This is a genomic window from Ginsengibacter hankyongi (assembly GCF_008710285.1).
GTDB lineage: Bacteria > Bacteroidota > Bacteroidia > Chitinophagales > Chitinophagaceae > Ginsengibacter > Ginsengibacter hankyongi.
The window spans coordinates 358,303-382,147 of record NZ_VYQF01000002.1; the positions used below are offsets into that span (position 1 = coordinate 358,303).

Genomic DNA, 23,845 nt, shown 5'->3' on the forward strand with positions numbered 1-23,845 from the left:
ATAAATCAATGAATATGTTTAGCTTTCAGAGCCGTACTTTAACTTACCAGTTTTTCAGAATTCAATTTTTATTCAATATAGTTATAATCACTTTTGTGTATCATATTACACAAAAATGAATTTCTTAATAGAAATATCACTTCATAGCGAATTATTATGGGCCGGTAATTTCTTACCTTTGCCATCTTTTTAAATTCAAGAAAGGTTAGAAAAATGAAGAGTAAATACCAGGAATATATTCAACTGAATTTAACACAAATAGCAGGAGATGTGCTGGACGCTTGGGAAAAAGATAACACTTTTGAAAGAAGCATCACTAATCGTGAAGGCAAGCCTACTTTCGTTTTTTATGAAGGTCCGCCAAGCGCCAACGGCATGCCCGGCATTCATCATGTAATTTCAAGAACCTTAAAGGATTTGGTGTGCCGTTATAAGACCATGAGGGGTTTCCAGGTAAAACGTAAAGGCGGTTGGGATACCCACGGATTGCCAGTGGAACTGGGAGTTGAAAAATTATTAGGAATTACAAAAGAAGACATTGGTAAAAAAATAACCGTTGAAGAATATAACGCCACCTGCCGCCGCGAAGTCTTAAAATTTAAAGATAAATGGGATGAGTTAACTCAAAAAATGGGTTATTGGGTTGACCTCGATCACCCCTATATCACTTTTGAAAATAATTATATTGAATCGCTTTGGTGGTGCTTAAAAGAATTGTATAAAAAAGGATTTTTATATGAAAGCGTTAGCATCCAGCCTTACTCGCCTGCTGCAGGCACTGGCTTAAGTTCTCATGAACTCAACCAGCCGGGAACTTACAAGGATGTGAAAGATACGAGTGTGGTCGCGATGTTTAAGGCAACTAAAAACGACAGATTAAAAATTGAAAATGCTGATGAAAATATTTTCTTTTTAGCATGGACAACAACTCCATGGACCTTGCCTTCCAATCTTGGCCTAACGGTCGGAACAAATATTGATTATGTTTTAATAAAAACTTTCAATCCATATACACATCTTCCGGTAAACGTAATATTAGCTAAAGCACTTATCAATAAATATTTTAAAACAGAAAATGAAAATGGAGATTTTAGCTCTTACGATGAAACTGCTAAGCTTATTCCCTGGAAAATATTAAAAGAGTTTAAAGGCAAAGAACTTGAAGGGTTAACTTACGAACAACTACTACCCGGGGAAGCAAATACTTTAGAAAAAATCCGGGAAATAACTCCCGGGGCACAACCATTTAAGGTAGTAACCGGAGATTTTGTTACCACCGAAGATGGAACTGGTATCGTTCATACTGCGCCTGCGTTTGGGGCCGATGACTTTAAAGCCGGCAAGAAAAATAATCTCGGTATTTTAACGCTGGTAGATAAGGAAGGAAAATTTGTTGACGGAGTTGGCGAGTTCAGTGGCCGCTTTGTAAAAAATTATAAAGACGACCCAAATTACACTGATGTAAACGTAGATATTTCAGTTAAGTTAAAAAAAGAAAACCGTGCTTTTAAAGTCGAAAAATATGAGCATAATTATCCTCATTGCTGGAGAACTGATAAGCCAATAATTTATTATCCACTCGACGCATGGTTCATAAAAACCACGGCAGCAAAGGAAAGGATGATTGAATTAAATAATACCATTAACTGGAAACCTGCGTCTACGGGTACCGGTAGATTCGGTAATTGGCTGGAGAATATGGTGGATTGGAATTTAAGCCGCAGTCGTTTCTGGGGAACGCCATTACCTGTATGGAGAACTCGAGATGATACTAATCATTATTCAAGGTTAAATCAACCCAAAATTGATAGTATAAAAATACCGTCATACGAAATCTGTATAGGATCTAAACAAGAATTTATAGAGTGCACTAGAGAAATTGAAAATAAATCTCAAATATTTAATGGCTTCTTTGTAAACATTCAAAAGATTAATAATGATTCCAATTTACTCAAATCCATTTTAGATAAATGGCAGGAAAATTATGATTTTGAGAAGACAGACCCTTATACATACGTTTACACAAAAGAACTATATAATTTAATAGAATCCAATCAAAAGATTACTCTTGAAAATTTAGTTGATGCTAATCTGAAATCTCACCATTTAAAAGAATTCTTGGCAAGGATCACAGAAAATGATTTAGAAAATATCGATTTACATAAACCTACTATTGACAATATTATTTTTAGTAATCATGATGGAGAAATTTTAGTTAGAGTACCAGATCTCATTGACGTATGGTTCGACAGTGGCGCCATGCCTTATGCTCAATGGCATTTCCCCTTTGAAAACCAGGAAGAATTTAAGAAAAATTTTCCCGCAGATTTTATTGCCGAAGGTGTTGACCAAACAAGAGGGTGGTTTTATACGTTACATGTTTTAGCAGCTTTGTTATTTGACAGTGTAGCTTACAAAACTGTTGTAAGTAATGGTTTGGTACTTGATAAGAATGGCGTTAAAATGAGTAAGCGACTCGGCAACATTGTTGATCCGTTTGAAACTCTTGAAATATTCGGGCCCGATGCTACAAGGTGGTATCTTATTACAAATGCTTCCCCATGGGACAGTTTAAAATTCGACCTGGAAGGTATTAAAGAAGTTCAGCGTAAGTTTTTCGGAACGTTATATAACACTTACCAGTTTTTTGCTTTGTACGCCAATGTAGATGGTTTTACTTTTAAAGAAAAATACATCCCGGTAAAAGAACGCCCCGAAATTGACCAATGGATAATATCATCGTTAAATTCTCTTATTGAATCAGTAACCAAAAACTTAGATGACTATGAACCTACACAAGCAGGAAGGGCAATTGAATATTTTCTTGATGAACATTTAAGTAACTGGTATGTTCGGTTATCCCGCAGAAGGTTCTGGAAGGGCGAGTACGAAAATGATAAAATTTGTGCTTATCAAACTCTTTATGAATGCCTGCAGGCTTTAAGTATGCTTATCGCTCCTATTGCCCCGTTTTTTGCTGATTGGCTTTTTACAAATCTTAATACGGTAACTAAAAAGTTATCTCAGGAATCGGTGCATCATACCGATTTCCCTACAACTGATAGCGGTCTTATCGACATGGAACTGGAAGAACGCATGCAATTAGCGCAGGATATTTCATCCCTCATTTTATCGTTGCGGAAAAAAGTGAATTTACCGGGCGGCCAAATCGGAATTAAAGTAAGGCAACCTCTTCAAAAAGTAATCATTCCTGCTATTGATGACTCATTTGCCCAAAAAATAAAAATGGTGGAAGATATCATCAAATCTGAAACTAATATTAAGGAAGTTGATATTCTGCAGGCAAATAATAATTTTATTAAGAAAAAGGCTAAAGCCAATTATAAAACGCTTGGCAAAAAATTAGGAGCTAAAATGAAATGGGCTGCCGAAAAAATTCAGCAGCTTGGTGATGATGATATTACAAGAGTGCTGCAGGGAGATTTCATCTTAAATACTGATTATGAACAGAAAAAAGAGTCTCCTATCATAATAACAGCAGAAGATATTGAAGTTTCGACTAATGAGATTCCTGGATTTGAAGTTGCCGTGAAGGGCAATCTGACAGTTGCATTAGATATTATATTAACCGAAAACCTTAAAAATGAAGGTTTTGCTCGCGAATTCATTAACCGTATCCAAACTTTGCGTAAAGAAAAAAACTTTGATTTAACTGACAAAATTGTTGTAAATCTTGTTAATGATGAGGTTGCAATGCTTCCAATTAATGAATTTAATACATATATTTGCGCCGAAATTTTGGCAGATAAATTAGAATTTGTTCCAAAATTAGTTGATGGCATCACTATTGATGTTAACAATCACTCTTTAACAGTAACAGTAACAAAAAAAGCAAAGTAAGTATGGCTACTCAGAAAAAAAAGGGCACACAGGTTGTAAAAAAGGCAACCGCAAATAAACCTGCCGTTAAAAAGTCAGTATCTGCTGTTAAGAAGGTCATTACTTCTAAAAAATCGCCTGAGAAAAAACATTTGGCAAAGAAAACTGTTACAGCTAAAAAGCAGTCACCTAAACCAAAGACTGCCACTAAAAAAGTTGTTAAACCTATTAATAAATCTTCACTGGCTAAAAAACCTGCTAAGTCAGCTGTAAAAAAAGCAGTACCTAAAAAATTGCCTAACAAGAAAATCGTTGCTAAGAAAGCAGCAGCGCTGCCCAAAAAAGCGAAAGTTGCTGTGCCTTTAAAGACCCAAGTAAAAGCCAATAAAACAAAAACCGGCCTACAAAAGCCTGTTGAAAAAGCCGTTGCGAAAGCTCCTGTTGTTAATATAAATGATCATAAAAAAGAGCTTAAAAAAGCTTTAAAGAATGCTGTGAAAAATAATGAATCTAAAAAACCGGAAAAGCCTTTTGTAATGCCTAAAACAAACACCGAAAAATCACGCAAGTATGAGCCACAATTTGTAAAATCAGTTCTTGACCACGCGCCCGAAGAAAATAATGGACCATCGATGCGTTATAGCGATGCTGAATTGAATGAATTTAGAGAACTTATTTCGCGAAAGCTGGAAACAGCTAAGAAAGAATTGGGTTATTTACAAGGGCTTATAACCCGTAAAGATGAAATGGGTGGTGATGATACGGACAACCGTTACATGACAATGGAAGATGGAAGCCTGAGTATGGAAAGGGAACAATTGAGCCAGATGGCAAGCCGCCAGATTACATTTATTGATCATCTTGAAAAAGCCATGATGCGAATTGAAAATAAAACCTATGGCATTTGCCGGGTAACCGGAAAATTAATTGACAAAGCACGTTTAAGAGCAGTTCCTCATGCTACTTTATCTATTGAGGCAAAAATGGGGATAGCAAAATAATCAATCAAATTTTTTTTAAAAGGAGCGATGAAAGTCGTTCCTTTTTTTTGTTTTTTTTAATTTTAGGTATGCTCAAAAAATTAAGAACCATAATTTACCACGTAGATAATCTTGATAAAGCGAAGGAATGGTATAAAAAAATCACAGGTATTTCGCCCTATTTTGATGAAAGTTTTTATGTAGGCTTTGATATCGCCGGGTACGAGCTGGGTCTTGATCCCAATTTAAATGACATACAGAAAGGAGAACATTCAGTAGCTTATTGGCAGGTTGACGACATAAAAGTCTCCTTGGAAAATTTAAATATTAACGGGGCAAAAACTATAAACGAAATCCAAGAAGTTGGCGGTGGAATCTCTGTCGCAGTTGTAGAAGATCCATTCGGGAATCACATCGGTCTAATTCAAGAAAAATAATCGGTAATTAATAGTTCAAGGCTTTCTTTATTCAATGCAATGGCTCAGTTAAATGCCTCCATCGTTGCATGAATTTACAAATTCTGCATTTACCATAAGTTTCAATAACAAGCTCTTCTTTCTAAAATTTACTTCACTTCCTGCATGTTCACCAGTCTTTTGTAAAAGCCATCGGCAGCCATCAAACTCATGTGGGTACCTCTTTCAACAATTTTACCTTTGTTTAAAACTATAATTTCATCAGCATGCCGAACGGTACTTAACCTGTGGGCTATTACAATACTTGTGCGGTTGCTCATCAGGTTATTAATTGCATCCTGCACCAGTCTTTCGCTTTCAGTATCCAACGATGAAGTTGCTTCATCTAATATTAAAATTGGGGGATTTCTTAATACCGCTCTTGCAATAGTTGTTCGTTGCTTCTCTCCACCACTCAGTTTATTTCCCCTTTCGCCAATATTGGTATCATAACCATTTTCTTTTTGCAAAATAAATTTATTGGCATTGGCAATTTTTGCGGCATGTTCAATTTGCCCAGGAGTTGCGTCGCTCATTCCCAATGCAATGTTATTGGCAATAGTGTCATTAAATAATATGGCTTCCTGCGTAACAATTCCCATGTGGTTACGAATAGATTCCAATGAATAATTTTTGATATCTATTCCATCAATTAATAACTCCCCTTTGCTTACATCATGAAACCGGGGAACCAGGTCGACTAATGTACTTTTACCGGCACCGGATGAACCAACAATCGCCACACTTTTACCTTTTTCAATTGTAAGATTTATATCTTCTAAAACCATCTTATCATCATAATAAAATGATACATGTTTAAATTCTATGCTGCTTTTAAACTCTTCCATTTGTATGGGATTAGCAACTTCTTTTATGGAAACGTCTTCATCAATAATATGCTCGATACGTTCAATACTTGCTGAGCCTTTTCTAATATTATAAGAGGCAGAAGAAAGATTTTTCAGTGGCTGTATAAGCTGCGAAAAAATAATAATATACGTAATGAAATCGCCAGGATTCAGAAATGAATTTCCCAACACCAGCCGTCCGCCAAACCAAAGCACGCAAACAATCGCAAACACGCCAAGCACTTCACTCACTGGCGACGCAGAATCACGTTTAACATTAGCCTTGTTCTTAATTATAAATAATTCTTCATTTTGAGTTATTAGCTTGTTGTATTGTCTTTTTTCCGCATTAAATGCTTTTATAATACGGATGCCGCCCAACGTTTCATCGATAGTAGAAAGTATGGCGCCCAATTTTTCCTGTACGCCGGTGCTCTGTTTTTTTAAAGAACGGCCAATTCTTCCAATTATAAATCCGGAAACAGGAAGAAAAAGAAGTAGAAAAAGTGTAAGCTGCGGGCTTAAAATAATCATATAAAGAAAAAAGAAAAGAATGGTAACCGGCTCCCTGAAAAGTGTTTCCAGTAAATTCATAACGGAGGTTTCCACATCTACAAGGTCATTGGTCATCCGACTCATTATATCTCCTTTTTTTTGATCGTTGAAATAACCAATTGGAAGCACGAGAATTTTTTTAAACATCCGGCTGCGCATATCGTTTATAACTGCATTTCTTATTGGAGTGATGAAATATATGGAGAGGAACAAAAAAATATTTTTAAGCATGATTGCAAACAAAACCAGGAGACAGATGATCGCAAGTGCTTTTACATCACCACCAGGGGTTTTTATCATGTCCGATAACCAAACTTTTAAAAAATTAACGGGGTTTAATTTCGCCAAAAAACCTGGACCACTGCTAACGGCTGAAAGTGTATCATTCTTTTTAAAAATAAGCAAAAGAAAAGGGCTCAATAGCCCCAATGAGATTACAGAAAATAAATTGGAAAGAACGTTGAAACTAAAGTATTCAAAAATTAATTTAGGGTATTTTGATACATACCGGAAAATAACACGTAAACTCTTCATGAAGTATATTGAAATGACTTATTAATAGTAATAGAAGCAAAGTAACTAATTTTACAAAGATTAATAACAATATACAATGACAGAAGGCAAAAGACAAAAGCAGGTTGCAGGAGTTATTCTAAAAGAGTTAAATGAGATTTTTTTGAGAATGGGACTGAACATGCTTGAAGGAGGAATGGTATCTATAGCGTCGGTAAAAATTACGCCGGATCTTTTTGAAGCAAGAATCTACCTAAGCTTTTTCCAGGTAAAAGATAATGAAGCAGCGTTGGAAAAAATAAAAGAAAGGAGTAGTGAAATAAGAGGTGATTTAGGCAAAAGGGTGCGACATCAATTGCGAAGCATTCCACAGCTTACTTTTTATATTGATGATACATTGGATTATGTTTTTAAAATTGAAAAATTGCTTGATGAAATAAAGAACGAAGATGAAGGCAATAAACAATAAGCAGCACCAACGCGCAATCATCCCAATTAACTAATTAACCCATTAACCTTGTATTTAAAATTTGCATGGCGGTACTTTAAAGCAAAAAAAAGCACCAATGCTATTAATATTATCTCTTGGGTAACTGTCGGTGTTATTGCATTTTCAACGATGTGCCAGGTGCTGGTGTTGAGTGTTTTCAATGGTTTCGAAGGATTGGTTCAATCATTATATTCCAATTTTTATTCTGATTTAAAAGTGCTTCCCGCCAGGGGTAAGACTATAACGTTGACTCCGGAGCAAATAAATTCTATCAGGAAAATGAATGGAGTAAAGGGCACTTCTCTTATTGCTGAAGAAAAAGCATTACTGCAAAATGGCGAGCAGCAAACTGTAGTATTACTGAAAGGGGTAGACCCAAATTATTCACAAGTTTCCGGCGTACCTAAAAATATGTTTCGTGGTGTTTTTGACCCTGGTACCATCGACAAGCCAAAGCTTGTTCTTGGTTCAGGTATTGAAAATGCAATTGGAGTAGAATCAGATAAAAATCTTTTACCCGTTACCGTTTTCCTTCCCAAAAAAACTGCAGAATCAAATTCAAATCCACTGGCGGCATTAAGCGAAGGCAATGCTACCACATCAGGGAGCTTCGCTATTCAACAGGATTTTGATAACAAATATGTAATAACAAACATTGGTTTTGTAAAGCAGCAAATGAATTATGCGCCGGATGAATATAGTGCGTTTGAGATCTCTTTAATAGATCCTGCGCAGACAACTACGTTTACAGAAAGCTTACAAAAAATTCTTGGCGCTAAATATAAAGTGCTTACAAAATATGAGCAAAATGCCAGTTTATATCGTTCTATGCGTTTGGAAAAATGGGTTATTTATGCAGTGCTCACACTCATTTTAATTATAGCTGCCTTCAATATGATTGGTGCATTGACGATGCTGGTTCTTGAAAAAAGAAAAGACATAAGTGTGCTTCAATCTCTTGGCGCAGATAAATATTTAATTAAAAAAATATTTTTAACTGAAGGCCTTTTGCTGGCAGTTACCGGCGCTGCTACGGGTATTGTACTGGCATTGATTATTTGTTATCTGCAGGTAAAATTTAAAATAATAAAACTGGTGGGCACTTCTTTTTTGATAGATTATTTTCCTGTAAAGCTTGTAATAACCGATTTTATTCTGGTAACGCTTACAGCGCTGATTATTGCCTTTGGAACTTCGTGGTTTCCTGCAAAAAAAGCTTCAGAGCAGCTATTTAATTTGAAAGCGTAAAGCAATGTAAGACGTGCATTGCTTTAATAGTCTCCTAAAGTTTCAGGAAGTTCTTCCATTGCTTTTTTAAACTGTTCGGCATTGGGTGCCGTACCGTGCCATTCATGATTGTTTTCCATAAAATCAACACCTTTACCCATAACAGTATGCATAATAATCACTATTGGTTTTCCTTTGCCCGTAAGCGTTTTGGCTTTTTGCAAGGTGGCAATCACCTCTTCAATATTATTTCCATCCATTTCAAGCACCTCCCAGTTAAAGGCAAGAAATTTATCTTTAAGGTTTGATAATCCCATTACATCCTCCGTAGTGCCATCAATCTGTTGGTGATTACGATCGATTGTTGCAATTAAATTATCAACCTTATGCATTGCAGCATACATTATAGCTTCCCAGTTTTGTCCTTCGTCCAACTCTCCATCGCCATGCAATGAATAAACGATATGCTTGTCTTTATTTAATTTCTTTGCCGACGCAGCTCCTATCGCAACGCTCATTCCCTGTCCTAATGATCCGGAAGCTACGCGGATTCCGGGTAAATGCTCTGCAGTTGCAGGATGTCCCTGAACTCGTGAATCTATCTTGCGATAAGTATCTAGTTCTTTTACAGGAAAATAACCGGCATGTGCCAATGCACTATACCAAACTGGCGAAATGTGCCCGTTTGAAAGAAAAAATATATCCTCATCTTTTCCGTTCATGTCAAAACCTTCTTTACGATCCATTATCTTAAAATATAACGCCGCAAAAAAATCGGCACAACCAAGAGATCCGCCGGGGTGGCCACTTTGAGCATTATAAACCATACGCACAATGTCTCTTCTTATTTGTGCAGCCATATCTTTCAATTCCTTAATTTCCATTTTTTATTGAATTATTTTATGCGAACGTACATTAAATTTTACAGGCTGCAAAGCTCAGTTTATTTAAATACTTCATCACTTACTCCTTTATTGATTATGTAAGATGAATAAATAATTTCTATCCGGCCTTGCTTGTCGTTATTTTTATCTGCTGTTTTATTATTTATCGAAGCTTCATCATAATCAAAAGTTATGCCTTTAGGCATTTTATAATCCTTTGCATTAAAAATAAAAACAACGTCATCCGGCAAACCATATTCCAAATACCGCCCGTATTTCATATCCAGTTCGTAGGTTCCATTGTCTTTGGTAGTAGTTTTAGCTTTTACTATTACTTCATTTTTTTCATCAACATAAATAGTTAAAAAAATTACATTGTTGTTGTCATCTTCGGGAAGCAATTTTAAAATTTTTACTTCTTTCGCACCCACCATTGAATTGCCAGCGTCTATAACCGTAAATTTATTTCCTGAAATGATGTTATTCAAATTGATGCTTACCGCTCCTTTTGGAACAAATGAAATTCCTTTTTCATTTTTGATTTTTAATTTATCTGGCTTCTCAAAATAAACGGTGACGTTCGCCTTTGGCACTTTTAAAAATGAAACATCAGTTTTCATGATGGCATTTGCTTCATAATTATTTACCAGGTTTAATTTATCTCTTACCTTTTGAAGTAGCCCATCAGCATCCTGCGTAAATACATTATTGATTGTTGACGAAAAGAATAAAAAAGAATTGCAAAAATTTTCATAGTGAAAAATGGTTACGGTTTATCAAAGATATTCATGCATTATTTGAGGCGAGTATTTATAGAAATTATTATCAAAACATTACTTGTCTTTAGCTTAAAATATCCTTTCGGCTAAAAATAAAGATGGCGCTACCCGTAAAAATTATTATGTATGCGATAAGGATAAAAAGACTTTTTAAAATTGCGGGTAAATTACTAATCGACCCCGGGATGGTTTGTCCATCGGTATTTGAGCTGATGTAAAAAAATCCTTTCCATCCGAGCATGTGGGTCGTAAAAATATAAGGCTTTACAGTATTATCATAAATAGGGATACGCATTTCACTAAGTATTGTTAATACTATAATAATTGAAACCGTTGCTACTATTGGCCCTATTGAATTACCCGATATGGAAGAAAGAAAAAAAGATAATGCCGCAACTACAACTAGTGCGACAGCCGCAAAACCAAACGCTGCAAAATATCGCCAGAGTATATCAGCTTTTTCTATTTGCACCAATTCAAATTCTTTTGCAACAACTAAATCGTTAGTTCCAAATAAAAGTATACTTACTAGTAAAGCTAAAAATGCCATCCAGATCAATAAGATCAGGGTATAAATTACACAAGCTGTAAATTTTACTATCATAAGTTTAGTTCGGCTCACAGGCTTTGTAAGTAATAGTCTAAGCGTTCCGGCATTTGCTTCACCTGCAATTATATCTCCTGAAACCAGCGCCACCAATATCGGAACATGAATTAATAAAAGATTAAGTATAACGAAGCATACCCAATAACCGTTAGTAACTTTCGCATAGGGTATAATTAAAGTTTCATCGACGCTGCTTAAAATAAACTGCACATATTCTTTACCATTAATGAGCAGGGCAACCTGTATCAGAAATACAATAGCGGCAATCGCAGCAAATGCAATATAAGTACGGGGTTTCTTAAAAGTTTTAAATAGCTCAAATTGTAGCAGGTTCCACATTTGTACCAGGATTTGTTATTGATAAAAAATAATCTTCAAGAGAGTGCCTTGTTTCTGCAGAAAGAATACCGATATTATTTTTTACAAGAAAATTTATTAAAGAAGGAATAATATTTCTATCCATTTGAAGAATTATCTTTTCCTCTTTTAATTTTTTAACGGCAGTATTAAATTCACTTTGTAATAAAATTTCTCTTGCGGCAATGTTATCAGTTGTGTCTATTTCTACAATGGTTTTAGATGGATCTAATAATTCTTTCGTTGTGCCTTCCACTATCTTTTTTCCATTATGAATGATAAGAAGCCTGTTGGCAATTAGCTCTATTTCTGAAAGTAAATGCGAAGAAACCACTACAGTTTTTCCATGCTGGCAACTCAAATTTTTTATAAGTTCCCGGGTATCTGCAATTCCCTGCGGATCCAGCCCGTTTGTGGGCTCATCAAGAATAATAAGAGATGGATCATGAATAAGAGCAACGGCAATGCCTAAACGCTGTTTCATTCCTTGTGAAAAAGTTTTCACTTTGCTGGTAGCTCTTTCAGATAAGCCGACCATTTTAAGAATTTCCAGTACCTCTTTTCGGGAAACGGATTTTCCGGAAAGCTTTGAGAGAAAAGCAACATTTTCATTAGCCGTTAGAAAATTATAAAGGTCAGGCTTTTCTATAATGGCACCTGTTTGTCTTAAAATTTCTTCACGATGGGTAACTAAATCTTTATTAAAAATAGAAATGCTTCCTGATGTTGGCCGGATAAGCGTAAGCAACATTCTTATAGTTGTTGACTTTCCTGCACCATTTTGTCCTAAAAATCCATATACATCGCCTTCATTAACGGTAAACGAAAGACCCGACACAGCCGTAATATCTTTAAATTTTTTTGTAAGATTGGCTACTTCTATTATTGTTTTCATCCTTCAGTAAAGGTATCTACAACAACACAAGACACGCTATTAAGTTCTTTTCTTTCAAAGTTTTTTGCAAAATGTTTTGATTTACAAGAATCGTATCTAATTTTGTAGCTCCAACTCTTAAGAATTACTCTCCCATAAGACCAATTCTTTGCAATATCTTTAGAAATTCAAATGCTTACATTTTCATTTGCATTAATAATGGCTAATTAAGCCATACCAATTCTCCTTAAATTTTATTTGTTTTTTGGATGCATGTTTCGCTTATTTAATAAAGCTTTTTTAAACTTTCCAGGTATTCATGAAGAAATCAGATCGTGAAGATTTCATGGTACCCAAACCACCGATGTCCTGATTAACGCTGAAGCTATTCTTATGGACTTTTTAACTTTTTCGATATCATTACAAAAATATAAAAGCAGGTTACTGCTTATAGCTGTCTATTTAATAATGACCTCTGCAATCGTACACGCACAAGCACGGAATTATACTCTTGTATATTCAGATAATATAAAAGGTGGCACCGCAATATTTGGAAATACGTTGTTGCAGGTCATTAATAATGATACCATCAATACAATAAAAATGAATGACAACAATGTCGATGGAAATAGTATATATGGTAATGATAATGAAAATATGAAAGATGTCGATATAGATGGAAGTACCGGCGGGTATGGAAGTGTTACTGTTAATTCTTCATCAGCAGATCTAATTCTTCCGGCGGGAAATAATAAAATTAAACTGGCCCGTTTATATTGGGGAGGGCGCATCAGGAATTCAGATTTTGACTTAACAGCTTACGCAAATCAAACTATTAAACTAAGAAAAGGCACTTCAGTACCTTATTCAAATATAACCGCATTAGGAATTGAGAAGATTACTATCGTATCCGGTTACTCGCAATACCAGGCTTATGCCGATATTACTGATTTCGTAAAAAATAGCGGTGCCGGAACTTATGAGGTGGGCAACGCTCCTCTTAGTACAGGAGCAATTGACAATGGCGGTAATAACGGCGGATGGTGCATTGTTGTTGTATATGAAAACGATGCAGTAAATTATAATAGTATAAGAATATATGATGGGTTTCAGCAAGTATATAATAATGGCAACCCGCTTTCCAATTCAGTTACTTTAACCGGGCTAAATGTACCGTCCGGTCAACTTGCAGCAGGTGATGCTAAAATGGGTGTGCTTGCATGGGAAGGCGATGCGAATTTGGCTGGTGATTATTTGAAAATAAATGGTAACCTGTTTTCTAACACGACAAATCCTGTAGATAATTTGTGGAACGGAACTATTACTGATAACGGACTGCATGTATCTTCAAAAAATCCAAATTATACTAACCAAATGGGATTGGACATTGACCAGTTTGATATGGGAACCGGCTATGGAATTTTCCCTAATGCCGGTTCAATAACGTTGGAATTTGGAACAACCTCTGATAAATATTTTCCCGGGCTTTTTTCGTTTATTATAAGAATGAAAGACCCAACGATCAATATCGATAATACGGTAAGTGATGCCAACAATAATCATTTTGCCAACCTGAATGAAGTACTAACGTACACGCTTAAAGGAGAAAATAGCGGACCAGGAAATGCTAATTCAGTTGTAATTACGGACACGTTACCTGCTACTGTTACCTACGTTCCAAATTCATTGAAAATAATAAGTTCTCCCGGAGTTACAACCGGAATTCAAACAGATATTTCAGGAGACGATATTGCTGAATATATTGAAAATGGATCAATTAAAACTATACAGTTTAGAATTGGAACAGCAGCTACAAGCAGTAATGGCGGTACTTTAGCGCCATATGAAACTTATGAAGTTCAGTTTAAAGTAACCGTTAACGACCCGGGAACCGGCAAACAGATTCCTCCGATAATGAACATTGCAAGAATAAAGGCGTTATCCGATGCCAATGTAAATTTTGTTGATGATGGTACTGCGATAATCAACCCTGACAACGGGCCTGAGAATGGCCCATTACCCGTAACGATGGTTTCATTTACGGTCTCGCCTTTACAGGATAAAAAAGTAAAACTCGACTGGAAAACTTCAATGGAAATTAATTGCAGTAAATATAAAATTGTAAGAAGCTTCGACGGAAATATTTTTAACTATGTCGCCGAAGTTCCGGGAGCCGGAACAACTTCGTCCATTCACTCTTACTCCTTTATAGATGATGTATCTTCTGCCGGGTGCCCCATCATTTATTATAGAATAGATCAAATAGATAATGACTGGAAGAGTTCTTATTCAAAAGTTTTGCCGGTAAAAATTACTGATGAAACCAGGCAGTTAATTATCTCGCCAAACCCTTTTACCAGTAGTATAAATATAAAAATAACATGGAATAAAAATGAAAATGTTACAGCCAAAATAATTAATCTACAAGGCAGCGAAGTAATTACGAAGGGCATTAAAATGAATAATGGGGTTAATTACATCGCTATTGATGAATTATCTGATTTGCCCCCGGGAAATTATTTTATCCAATTTATTTCAGCAACAGAAAGGTTCACTAAAAAAATTACAAAGCAATAAATCAGGTATAAAATATTATTTATAAAGTCATATAGCTCTGCAACGCTTTCACATAATTTTCAAAGGCTTCAACTCCCTTGTTATTAATTTTACAAATTGTTTGCGGATAATTATTATTGAACTGTTTTATAATATCAATATAACCGGCATCTTTTAGCTTATTGATTTGCACACTTAAATTCCCTGCCGTTGCGTTTGTCTTTTCTTTCAAAAAAGTAAACTCCGCTTCTTTTACACTTATAAGAAACGACATAATAGCAAGTCGTAACTGCGAATGTAATATGGGATCAAGTTCTTTAAACTCCATTTTACTATATTACTGTAAAAAATTAATCTATCACCAAATCAATTACAACCATCCTATTTAAACAAATATTTTGAGCTTTCTTAAGATTGATGGGATCAAATGCATCCTCTTTTTGCCGTCATTTGTCTAAAATTCTTCCTGAAATTTTTATTTGTGCATTTACCCAAAACATTATTGTAAATTTGTCACAATAATAAAGTAGTTTATTTTATAAACCAAATTCCATCACTGGAAGGCATTTATTAGTTAAATGGCCAAAAACGGATATCGTTCTAAACTGATGATAATCAATATATATTAATAAAATAAGGGGTTTAATGAAAAATTAGCCGCTCATTGGAATTTATTAACATCACCTAAAATTAATTTGTTTATGTGCCTGCAATTTGTAATTTAGCAATAGAATTTAATGGGTTAGTAAGTACAAAGAGCTGGTAGTAATACCGGCTCTTTTACTTTTCTTTACAAAAAGTTATCGGTTAAGTAATAATCAATTTCCTTCTTCATATTACGCTGTCATTTTATTTCCTGTGATAATGTTTGTTTAATTTCATTGCTCATTAATTTATTGAATGAGTAAAACAAAGACAGCTTTTTTTTGCAGCAATTGCGGACAGGAAAGTGCGAAGTGGTTAGGTAAATGTCCTTCATGTGAACAATGGAATACTTTTGTTGAAGAAGTAATTGTGAGAGGCACAGATAAGAAGCAAACTGAATGGAAAGAATTTTCAGGATTAAGTAATGGTGTTAAAACAATTTCTTTACAAGATGTTTCAAGCAGCGAAGAAAAAAGAATTCTTACTGCTGATGCGGAGTTGAATCGTGTATTAGGTGGTGGAATTGTTACCGGAAGCATTGTATTGATTGCGGGAGAACCTGGCATTGGTAAATCAACATTGTTTCTCCAGGATGCATTGCAATTGAAAAATGTTGTTACATTATATATAAGTGGTGAAGAAAGTGAACAGCAAATTAAGATGCGTGCAGATAGATTGAAAATTGAAAATGAAAAATTTTTCCTGCTTACTGAAACTAATACGCAAACCATTTTCCAGGAAATAAAAAAGCTACGGCCAGAACTTGTAATTATAGATTCCATTCAAACGTTACAATCACCTTATGTTGAATCTACACCGGGTAGTGTTTCTCAAATCAGAGAAAGTGCCGCCGAGTTTCAACGCTTCGCAAAAGAAACCAATACGCCTGTTTTCCTGATTGGTCACATTACTAAAGATGGAAGCATTGCAGGCCCAAAAATTCTGGAGCACATGGTTGATACCGTATTGCAATTTGAAGGAGACCGCAATTATGCATATCGTATTTTGCGCACGCTTAAAAATCGTTTTGGTTCGTCATCAGAATTGGGGATTTATGAAATGACGGGGGAAGGAATGAGGCAGGTAAGTAATCCATCAGAAATATTAATTACGCAAAGGGAAGAACAATTAAGCGGTGTTGCAATTGCCGCAACAATGGAAGGCATAAGACCATTGTTGATAGAAGTCCAGGCATTGGTAACACAAAGTGTGTATGGCACTCCGCAACGAACCAATACAGGTTTTGATTTACGAAGGCTGCAATTGTTATTAGCAGTTTTGGAGAAGAGAGGCGGATTTCATTTTGGAGTAAAAGATGTTTTTATAAATATTGCGGGCGGCTTAAAGGTTGAAGATCCTTCCATTGATCTTGCAGTATTAAGTGCATTACTTTCTTCTTATGAAGATGTGGCACTTCCGTTACACATTTGTTTTGCAGGCGAAGTGGGATTGAGTGGAGAAATAAGAGCGGTTAACCGTATTGAACAAAGAATTGCCGAAGCTGAAAAATTGGGTTTCGAAAAAATAGTTGTAAGTAAATATAATACCAAGGGCTTAGGTAAAAGTAAATTTAGTATTGAGGTTGTAGCATTAGGCAAAGTGGAAGAATTGTACAAATACCTATTTTAGTTTTAAAACAATAAACATTGAATCTAAAATCAACTATATTATCTCCTTTAGTTCATTTTTTTTATCCGCACAATTGCATTGGTTGTGGAAGTGATATTATAGAAAAAGACAATTTTTTATGCCTTGAATGTATTAATTATTTACCACATACCGGTTTTGCTTTACATGCCAATAATCCTTTAGAAAAAATTTTTTGGGGGCGACTGCCAATCACTGCTGGTATGAGTGAGTTTTATTTTTCCAAAGATTCCATTATACAAAATTGTATTCACGAATTTAAATACAGGGGGAATAAAAATATTGGGTTATATCTTGGTAAAATAATGGGCAAGAGCATGCTTAACAGTAATCGCTTTGCTAACATTGACTACCTGGTACCATTACCCCTGTTTACTGAAAAAGAATTTAAAAGAGGCTTTAATCAATCTTCAATACTTTGCTCGGGCGTAAATGAAATAATGAACATTCCGGTTATAACAAAAAATGTAACCAGAACAATATATACCGAAACTCAAACTAAAAAAGGAAGAATTCAAAGATGGGAAAATGTCGAGAAAAGTTTTTCGGTTATTGATCCTGAAATGTTGAAAGGGAAACATATTTTATTAGTCGATGACGTTATTACCACCGGCGCAACTATTGAAGCATGTGGCCGAGAAATCTTAAAAATAGAAGGAGCCCGGTTAAGTATTGCTTCATTAGCTATTTCAAAACAATAAACCATTACTTAATTAAACATATTTTTGGTAAATGAGTTTTATAAAATATGTATTCTTTTTTATTCTGACCGCGATAATTATTTCCTGCAAGAAAGAATCTTTTATAAAAAGCCCACAAGCTAATTTATCAACAAGCGTAGACACGTTAAAGTATGATACCGTTTTTACCTTGGTTGGCTCTGTTACCCAAAGTTTTAAAATCTTTAATAATAACAATCAAAAACTTCGTTTATCACAAGTAAAATTAGCTGGAGGCGCTTCTTCTGTTTTCAAAATAAATGTTGATGGCACTGCTGCAACTGAAGTAGACAATATAGAAATGAACGCTAATGATAGCATTTATGTTTTTGTCCAGGTGAATGTAAACCCAAATGCCAATAATCTTCCATTTCTTCTTCGCGATAGTATTTTGATTAGTTATAATGGCAACCAAAAATTTGTACAATTACAGGCTTATGGGCAAAACGCAATCTTTTTGAACAGCGTAAAGCTAACCGGGAATGTAACGTGGGATAAAACGCTTCCTTATGTAATTATTGGGGGTATTTTAATTGATTCTAATTCCACACTTACTGTGCAGCGAGGAACAAAAATCTATTTACATGCCAGTGCTCCATTTTTAGTTGACGGCACTTTAATTGTTAATGGTACAAAACAGGATAGCGTTGTATTTAATGGCGACCGAATGGATTCTGATTATAAAGATTTACCAGCAAGCTGGCCCGGTATTTTCTTTAGCAGCAGCAGTAAGGATAATTTTTTAAAGCATGCAGTTATTAAAAATGCCTACCAGGGAATTATAGCCCAGGGCCTTTCTGTAAATGCTAATCCAAAACTCACCATATCGCAATGTATTATTGATAATATTTATGATGCGGGCGTACTTGGCGTCAATACAAATATCTATGCTGACAATTGTTTAATTAGTAATTGTGGCAGCAACATCTTGTTGCAACTTGGCGGCGATTACCGTTTTGTCCATTGCACCGTTGTGTCTTATAACAATTTTTTAATCACGCATAAAGCCCCCGTTTTACAGGCTTCAAACGCTGCGAAGCAAAACGGCGCAACATTCACACGGCCACTCAATGCGATATTTCAAAATTGTATTTTTTGGGGAGATAATGGAAATGTAGATAACGAAATTATCCTGGATAAAGAAGGAAGTGTTTCATTCCTGGCCAGCTTTAATCATGTTCTTTATAAAGCGAAGGATAATGTAAGCAATGGTAATTTTGACGCTCAATCTATAAAAAATACTGATCCTTCGTTCGATAGTATTGATGTGTCACACAATTATTATGATTTTCACTTAAAAGATTATTCACCGGCTATTAATGCGGGTACATCTACCTCATTTCCTAAAGATCTTGACGACGTGATAAGAGATGCTAAACCCGACATTGGATGTTATGAAAAATAAAAACCCTCATATTGCCGGGTAATTGAACAAGGCTAATCATTTCATGAATTGCTATCTTTACAAAAAAAGAAAATGAAAAAAATATTTATTGCCCTGGCATCTTTAGCGCTGGCATCTTTTATTTTACCACCTAAGCACGCTCCATTCATCAAGTCATCTATTTATGATTTTAAAGTGGATGGATTAAGCGGTGGCACTATTGACTTTTCACAATTCAAAGGAAAAAAAATATTGATAGTTAACACTGCATCTAAATGTGGCTTCACTCCCCAGTATGAATATTTGGAAAAATTGTATGAAAAATACAAGGATAAATTGGTAATTGTTGGGTTTCCTGCAAACAATTTTGGTAGCCAGGAACCAGGTACCAACGACGAAATAAAAGCATTTTGCACAAAAAATTATGGAGTTACTTTTCCTATGGCAGCTAAAGTTTCTGTAAAAGGAGATGATATTGCACCGATCTATAAATGGCTTACCAATAAATCAGAAAATGGCGTAATGGATGCAGACATCAAATGGAATTTCACTAAATTTTTGTTGGATGAGAACGGCAACCTGATTGCAAAATTTGATAGTAATGTTGCACCAATGAGTGACGATATTGTCAAATATTTAAAATGATTTTTTATTATAAGTCCCGATAAACAATCTGGCTTAGACACGAATTGATAAAGAGTATGTTAATTCGTGATTCAATATTTATAGATTCTATTTCCCGGTAATCATTATGCAGTTTGAAAATGTTATTGGCCAAAAGCCTACCAAAAAACATTTAATCGACCTTGTTCAACAAAACAGGTTGAGCCATGCTTTATTATTTTTAGGTAAAGAAGGTAGCGGTGCTCTGCCAATGGCGTTGGCTTTTGCGCAATATATCGTTTGCACCTCCGCAAAGAATGATGCGCCTGCTCAGCAGGGTTTATTTGGAGAAGAAAACAATATTCCTCTTCCTGAAAAATTAGAAGCATTGGACTCATGCGGCGAATGTCCTTCCTGTATTAAAGCACAACTATTTATTCACCCTGATATCCATTTTTCGTTCCCCGCAATCCCAAAGAAATCGGGTACGCCCACCGTCAGTGATGATTATATAAATGAATGGCGTGAATTTATTGCTACTTATCCTTATGGAAATGTGTACGATTGGCTGCAGTTTTTAGGAGCAGAAAATAAACAGGGCAATATAACTGCTGAGGAATGTAACCAGGTAAATCATAAACTCAGCCTTAAAACTTTTGAAAGCAATTATAAAATTTTGATAATGTGGATGCCTGAATTCCTGGGCAATTCAGGTAATAAACTTCTCAAACTTATAGAAGAGCCGCCACCAGATACACTTTTTATTTTCGTAGCGCAAGATGAAAATGCGATTTTACCTACCATTTTATCAAGAACGCAATTGATAAAAATTCCTTTGCTTGATAATGATGAAATTGAAGAAGCATTAATTCAGCAGGCGAACTCCACAATTGAGCGTGCTGCCCAGGTTGCTGCGGTAAGTGAAGGAAATTATCGCGAAGCATTACAAATGCTCCAGAATGCTGATCATAACTGGGAAAGCCTTTTAAGAGAATGGCTCAACGTCACTTTAAAAAGAAATACATCGGCTCAGCTTAAATGGATTGATGAAATAAGCCAAATGGGGCGCGAAAAACAAAAACAATTTATTCGTTATTTTATTCATTTGTTGGGCCAGGCATTAAGGCTACGCTTCGTATATTCCCCCAATGGAGATAATATTAATTTGCAAATACCCGCAAATGAAATTGACTTTGCTTTGAGGCTTAATAAGATGTGCAGTGTTGAAGCCGCGGAAGCTATCATAAACGAATTGGACAAAGCAATTTTTTATATCGAACGAAATGCCCATGCGAAAATGTTGTTCCATGCGCTCTCAATACGGATGTACCACATTATTAAGGATAATTCATTAATTTTGATGGATTGAGGAAGATGGAATTTTTGCAGATGTTTTAGAAAAAAATTTTTAGAATCAACTTTCAGCTATAGGCATTTTGTTTATTACTGGTTTTAAAACAGTCTTTTATAGTTTTGCAAAATCAAATAGGAGGTATTTCTCTTTTAAAAGTAAAATTGTATAGAATTTAATGCTACCAAAGTTGTAAACTTCATCTGCACGATTGCACCTTTTCTTTTTTTATTTATTTATCACTTTTTTTGAAGCAATTATATATGAGTTGCACTAGTTGTAGTACGGGTAAACCTAACGGTTGCAAAAGTAATGGCGGATGTAGTACCGGCGGATGTAACCGTATGAATGTTCATGATTGGTTGGCAAATCTTCCATTCAGTGATCCCGAAAGTAGTTGTCGCATTGTGGAGGTTTCATTCAACCAGGGAAGCAGGAAAGATTATTACAGAAATAATTCGTTACAGATTTTTGAAAAAGGTGACATTATTTCGGTAGAAGGCGTAAGCGGTTTCGATGTTGGAACGGTAAGTCTTACAGGGGAGTTGGTTCGTCTTCAGCTTAAAAAACATAGTTTAAAAGAAGATACTTCCGAATTTAAAAAAATATTACGTCTTGCTACGGATAACGATATCAATAAATGGAAAGAAACCAAGGCCCGTGAGCATGAAGTGTTGATACGAAGTAGGGCAATCGCAAGGCAATTAAAAGTTGATCTTAAAATGGCTGAGGTTGAGATACAGGCCGACGGCAGGAAAGCAACATTTTTTTATATTGCTGATGACCGTGTTGATTTTCGCGAACTCATAAAAATATATGCATCTGAGTTTAAGGTAAAAGTAGAAATGAAGCAAATTGGTGCACGGCAGGAAGCAGGAAAAGTGGGTGGGATTGGTAGTTGCGGAAGAGAATTGTGTTGCAGTACCTGGCTTACCGATTTTAAAAGCGTTAATACAAATGCGGCACGTTATCAAAACCTTAGTATAAATCAAACAAAACTTAGCGGCCAATGTGGAAGATTAAAATGCTGCCTCAATTATGAATTGGATACTTATCTCGATGCATTACAACATTTTCCGGATGATGCCGAAGTAATAGAGGTGGCAAAGGGTCGTGCTTTCTTAATAAAGAAAGATATTTTCAGAAACCTGATGTGGTATTCAATGCACGACAGTACACGACATTATCCCCTTTCAATTGAAAGCGTAAAAAAAATAAAGGAGCAAAACAGACAAGGCATAAAGCCGGAAGCTTTGGAAACCGTTGAGATTGTGAGTGGCAAAACTAAAGAAGCAGAACCGGCATTTGTTGATGTTGTTGGGCACATCAGTTTAAAGTCGCTCGAAAAAAACAGCCGCAGGCGAAGAGATAGTGACAACAGCAGGAAGGCCAATATGGCTAAAAAACCTCAACAACAAAATGCTCCAAACGTTAATCAAAATAACCCGCGACCGAATAATAGAAACAACCGGCCTCCGCGAAAGAAAAACAGGTAATAAGTAAAATTCAAAATTTCATACCGAGATTTTAAAAAGAATACTTATTGTACTTTTGCACCGGTTTTTTTTAAATAATATTTCTTTATTATTTTGTCGCATGTCAATTTCAATTACTAATCTTACAAAAAATTTTGGCACTCAAAAAGCAATTGACAATATTTCATTTAGCGCAGCAAACAACGAAATAGTTGGGTTTCTGGGGCCCAACGGAGCTGGCAAATCCACCACAATGAAAATTGTAACAGGTTATCTGAGGGCCGACTCAGGAAGTGTATTGGTAAACGGGATTGATGTAAATACAAATTCGCTCGAAGCAAAAAAACAAATTGGTTATTTGCCTGAAGGCAACCCGTTATATTATGAGATGTATGTGCGTGAATATTTGGGTTTCATCGCAGAAATACACCAAATAAAAAAAGGCGTAAAAAAAAGAATTGAAGAAGTAATTGATTTAACCGGTCTTCGTGTTGAGAGTAATAAAAAAACAGGTCAATTAAGTAAGGGTTATAAACAAAGAGTAGGACTTGCCGCTGCACTAATTCACAATCCCGCCGTTCTTATCCTGGATGAACCTACTAGTGGCTTAGACCCTAACCAGATAATAGAAATAAGGCAGGTAATTAAAAATCTTGGTAAAGATAAAACAGTACTATTTTCATCGCACATTTTGCAGGAAGTAGAAAGCATTTGCGACAGGGTTATAATAATTAATAAAGGAAATATCGTCGCAGATGATACTTTATCAAATCTTCAACTTGCCAATAACACTTATCATGTTGTAGTTGTACAATTTTCTAAAAATGTTGATGCGCAAATTTTATTAAATATAAGTGAAGTGCAAAAGATTGAAGAAGAAACACCTTTCATCTATAAACTTCAAACTTCAGATCCTGAAAATATAAAAAAACAAATTCTTAAACTCAGCCTGGAAAATAATTTAAATATACTTTCATTGCGAAGCGAAACAAAAAGTCTTGAAGATGTATTTAGAAATTTGACAGGTAATATTCAAAACAATTAATAAAAAACAGT

General features: G+C 35.3%; 19 protein-coding genes. 13 read left to right on the top strand and 6 right to left on the bottom strand.

What is annotated here, in order from left to right; translation table 11 throughout:
- The first annotated feature begins 213 nt into the window (after nt 1-213).
- The 3 genes from ileS (at nt 214) to FW778_RS11035 (ending at nt 5,257) form a co-directional block, all read left to right on the top strand.
- Nucleotides 214-3,861, top strand: coding sequence for an isoleucine--tRNA ligase (gene ileS / locus FW778_RS11025; RefSeq protein ID WP_150414763.1), 3,648 nt, complete (start codon nt 214-216; stop codon nt 3,859-3,861).
- A gap of 2 nt (nt 3,862-3,863) precedes the next feature.
- Nucleotides 3,864-4,841, top strand: coding sequence for a TraR/DksA family transcriptional regulator (locus FW778_RS11030; protein ID WP_150414764.1), 978 nt, complete (start codon nt 3,864-3,866; stop codon nt 4,839-4,841).
- A gap of 68 nt (nt 4,842-4,909) precedes the next feature.
- Nucleotides 4,910-5,257, top strand: a complete 348-nt coding sequence (locus tag FW778_RS11035) for a VOC family protein (RefSeq protein ID WP_150414765.1) — start codon at nt 4,910-4,912, stop codon at nt 5,255-5,257.
- A 128-nt stretch (nt 5,258-5,385) separates the two neighbouring features.
- On the opposite strand, the gene FW778_RS11040 is transcribed toward FW778_RS11035, so the two are convergent.
- On the bottom strand, nt 5,386-7,212 hold the full coding sequence (locus FW778_RS11040; protein ID WP_150414766.1) for an ABC transporter ATP-binding protein: 1,827 nt from the start codon (nt 7,210-7,212) through the stop codon (nt 5,386-5,388).
- Between the two features lie 76 nt (nt 7,213-7,288).
- On the opposite strand from FW778_RS11040, the gene rbfA reads away from it, so the two are divergent.
- Together rbfA and FW778_RS11050 are read left to right on the top strand one after the other, a co-directional pair.
- Nucleotides 7,289-7,660 carry a 30S ribosome-binding factor RbfA gene (gene rbfA / locus FW778_RS11045; RefSeq protein ID WP_150414767.1) on the top strand — a complete coding sequence of 124 codons (372 nt, stop codon included), beginning with the start codon at nt 7,289-7,291 and terminating at the stop codon, nt 7,658-7,660.
- Nucleotides 7,661-7,708: 48 nt separating this feature from the next.
- The gene (locus tag FW778_RS11050; protein WP_150414768.1) at nt 7,709-8,929 is read left to right on the top strand and encodes an FtsX-like permease family protein; all 1,221 of its coding nucleotides are present in this window, start codon (nt 7,709-7,711) and stop codon (nt 8,927-8,929) included.
- Between the two features lie 23 nt (nt 8,930-8,952).
- Here FW778_RS11050 and FW778_RS11055 read toward each other — a convergent pair whose 3' ends face one another.
- The 4 genes from FW778_RS11055 to FW778_RS11070 all read right to left on the bottom strand — a co-directional run bounded on the left by FW778_RS11055 (nt 8,953) and on the right by FW778_RS11070 (nt 12,430).
- Nucleotides 8,953-9,792: a transketolase gene (locus FW778_RS11055; protein WP_150414769.1), complete on the bottom strand. Its 840-nt coding sequence runs from the start codon at nt 9,790-9,792 to the stop codon at nt 8,953-8,955.
- A gap of 59 nt (nt 9,793-9,851) precedes the next feature.
- Nucleotides 9,852-10,412, bottom strand: a complete 561-nt coding sequence (locus FW778_RS11060) for a hypothetical protein (RefSeq protein WP_235906204.1) — start codon at nt 10,410-10,412, stop codon at nt 9,852-9,854.
- Nucleotides 10,413-10,635: 223 nt separating this feature from the next.
- Entirely contained in the window at nt 10,636-11,517 is an 882-nt protein-coding gene (locus FW778_RS11065; RefSeq protein WP_150414771.1) for an ABC transporter permease, read from the bottom strand.
- Complete coding sequence (locus FW778_RS11070; protein ID WP_150414772.1) at nt 11,495-12,430, bottom strand: ABC transporter ATP-binding protein; 936 nt, start codon at nt 12,428-12,430, stop codon at nt 11,495-11,497. The genes FW778_RS11065 and FW778_RS11070 overlap by 23 nt, the downstream gene beginning before the upstream one ends.
- A gap of 447 nt (nt 12,431-12,877) precedes the next feature.
- Between FW778_RS11070 and FW778_RS11075 the strand changes: the two genes are divergently transcribed.
- A complete protein-coding gene (locus FW778_RS11075; RefSeq protein ID WP_235906213.1) occupies nt 12,878-14,986 on the top strand; it encodes a T9SS type A sorting domain-containing protein in 2,109 nt (702 codons plus the stop codon).
- A gap of 19 nt (nt 14,987-15,005) precedes the next feature.
- Here the strand turns inward: FW778_RS11075 and FW778_RS11080 are convergent, their stop codons facing one another.
- Entirely contained in the window at nt 15,006-15,293 is a 288-nt protein-coding gene (locus FW778_RS11080; RefSeq protein ID WP_150414774.1) for a winged helix-turn-helix domain-containing protein, read from the bottom strand.
- Between the two features lie 572 nt (nt 15,294-15,865).
- Here FW778_RS11080 and radA point away from each other — a divergent pair.
- The 7 genes from radA to gldA all read left to right on the top strand — a co-directional run bounded on the left by radA (nt 15,866) and on the right by gldA (nt 23,834).
- Nucleotides 15,866-17,239, top strand: a complete 1,374-nt coding sequence (gene radA / locus FW778_RS11085; protein WP_150414775.1) for a DNA repair protein RadA — start codon at nt 15,866-15,868, stop codon at nt 17,237-17,239.
- 17 nt (nt 17,240-17,256) lie between these two features.
- On the top strand, nt 17,257-17,958 hold the full coding sequence (locus tag FW778_RS11090; protein ID WP_150414776.1) for a ComF family protein: 702 nt from the start codon (nt 17,257-17,259) through the stop codon (nt 17,956-17,958).
- A gap of 31 nt (nt 17,959-17,989) precedes the next feature.
- Nucleotides 17,990-19,381 carry a choice-of-anchor Q domain-containing protein gene (locus FW778_RS11095; RefSeq protein ID WP_150414777.1) on the top strand — a complete coding sequence of 464 codons (1,392 nt, stop codon included), beginning with the start codon at nt 17,990-17,992 and terminating at the stop codon, nt 19,379-19,381.
- 72 nt (nt 19,382-19,453) lie between these two features.
- Complete coding sequence (locus tag FW778_RS11100; RefSeq protein WP_150414778.1) at nt 19,454-20,005, top strand: glutathione peroxidase; 552 nt, start codon at nt 19,454-19,456, stop codon at nt 20,003-20,005.
- A 106-nt stretch (nt 20,006-20,111) separates the two neighbouring features.
- Entirely contained in the window at nt 20,112-21,332 is a 1,221-nt protein-coding gene (locus tag FW778_RS11105; RefSeq protein WP_150414779.1) for a DNA polymerase III subunit, read from the top strand.
- A gap of 230 nt (nt 21,333-21,562) precedes the next feature.
- Nucleotides 21,563-22,810, top strand: a complete 1,248-nt coding sequence (locus FW778_RS11110; protein WP_235906214.1) for a PSP1 domain-containing protein — start codon at nt 21,563-21,565, stop codon at nt 22,808-22,810.
- A 100-nt stretch (nt 22,811-22,910) separates the two neighbouring features.
- Nucleotides 22,911-23,834: a gliding motility-associated ABC transporter ATP-binding subunit GldA gene (gene gldA, locus FW778_RS11115; protein ID WP_150414781.1), complete on the top strand. Its 924-nt coding sequence runs from the start codon at nt 22,911-22,913 to the stop codon at nt 23,832-23,834.
- The last annotated feature ends 11 nt before the right edge of the window (nt 23,835-23,845 follow it).

Excerpts from the sequence above, each read along its gene's own strand:
- ileS (WP_150414763.1), top strand. The coding sequence starts at position 214 with ATGAAGAGTAAATACCAGGAATATATTCAACTGAATTTAACACAAATA.
- FW778_RS11030 (WP_150414764.1), top strand. The coding sequence starts at position 3,864 with ATGGCTACTCAGAAAAAAAAGGGCACACAGGTTGTAAAAAAGGCAACC.
- FW778_RS11035 (WP_150414765.1), top strand. The coding sequence starts at position 4,910 with ATGCTCAAAAAATTAAGAACCATAATTTACCACGTAGATAATCTTGAT.
- FW778_RS11040 (WP_150414766.1), bottom strand. The coding sequence starts at position 7,212 with ATGAAGAGTTTACGTGTTATTTTCCGGTATGTATCAAAATACCCTAAA.
- rbfA (WP_150414767.1), top strand. The coding sequence starts at position 7,289 with ATGACAGAAGGCAAAAGACAAAAGCAGGTTGCAGGAGTTATTCTAAAA.
- FW778_RS11055 (WP_150414769.1), bottom strand. The coding sequence starts at position 9,792 with ATGGAAATTAAGGAATTGAAAGATATGGCTGCACAAATAAGAAGAGAC.
- FW778_RS11060 (WP_235906204.1), bottom strand. The coding sequence starts at position 10,412 with ATGAAAACTGATGTTTCATTTTTAAAAGTGCCAAAGGCGAACGTCACC.
- FW778_RS11065 (WP_150414771.1), bottom strand. The coding sequence starts at position 11,517 with ATGTGGAACCTGCTACAATTTGAGCTATTTAAAACTTTTAAGAAACCC.
- FW778_RS11070 (WP_150414772.1), bottom strand. The coding sequence starts at position 12,430 with ATGAAAACAATAATAGAAGTAGCCAATCTTACAAAAAAATTTAAAGAT.
- FW778_RS11075 (WP_235906213.1), top strand. The coding sequence starts at position 12,878 with ATGACCTCTGCAATCGTACACGCACAAGCACGGAATTATACTCTTGTA.
- FW778_RS11080 (WP_150414774.1), bottom strand. The coding sequence starts at position 15,293 with ATGGAGTTTAAAGAACTTGATCCCATATTACATTCGCAGTTACGACTT.
- radA (WP_150414775.1), top strand. The coding sequence starts at position 15,866 with ATGAGTAAAACAAAGACAGCTTTTTTTTGCAGCAATTGCGGACAGGAA.
- FW778_RS11095 (WP_150414777.1), top strand. The coding sequence starts at position 17,990 with ATGAGTTTTATAAAATATGTATTCTTTTTTATTCTGACCGCGATAATT.
- FW778_RS11100 (WP_150414778.1), top strand. The coding sequence starts at position 19,454 with ATGAAAAAAATATTTATTGCCCTGGCATCTTTAGCGCTGGCATCTTTT.
- FW778_RS11105 (WP_150414779.1), top strand. The coding sequence starts at position 20,112 with ATGCAGTTTGAAAATGTTATTGGCCAAAAGCCTACCAAAAAACATTTA.
- gldA (WP_150414781.1), top strand. The coding sequence starts at position 22,911 with ATGTCAATTTCAATTACTAATCTTACAAAAAATTTTGGCACTCAAAAA.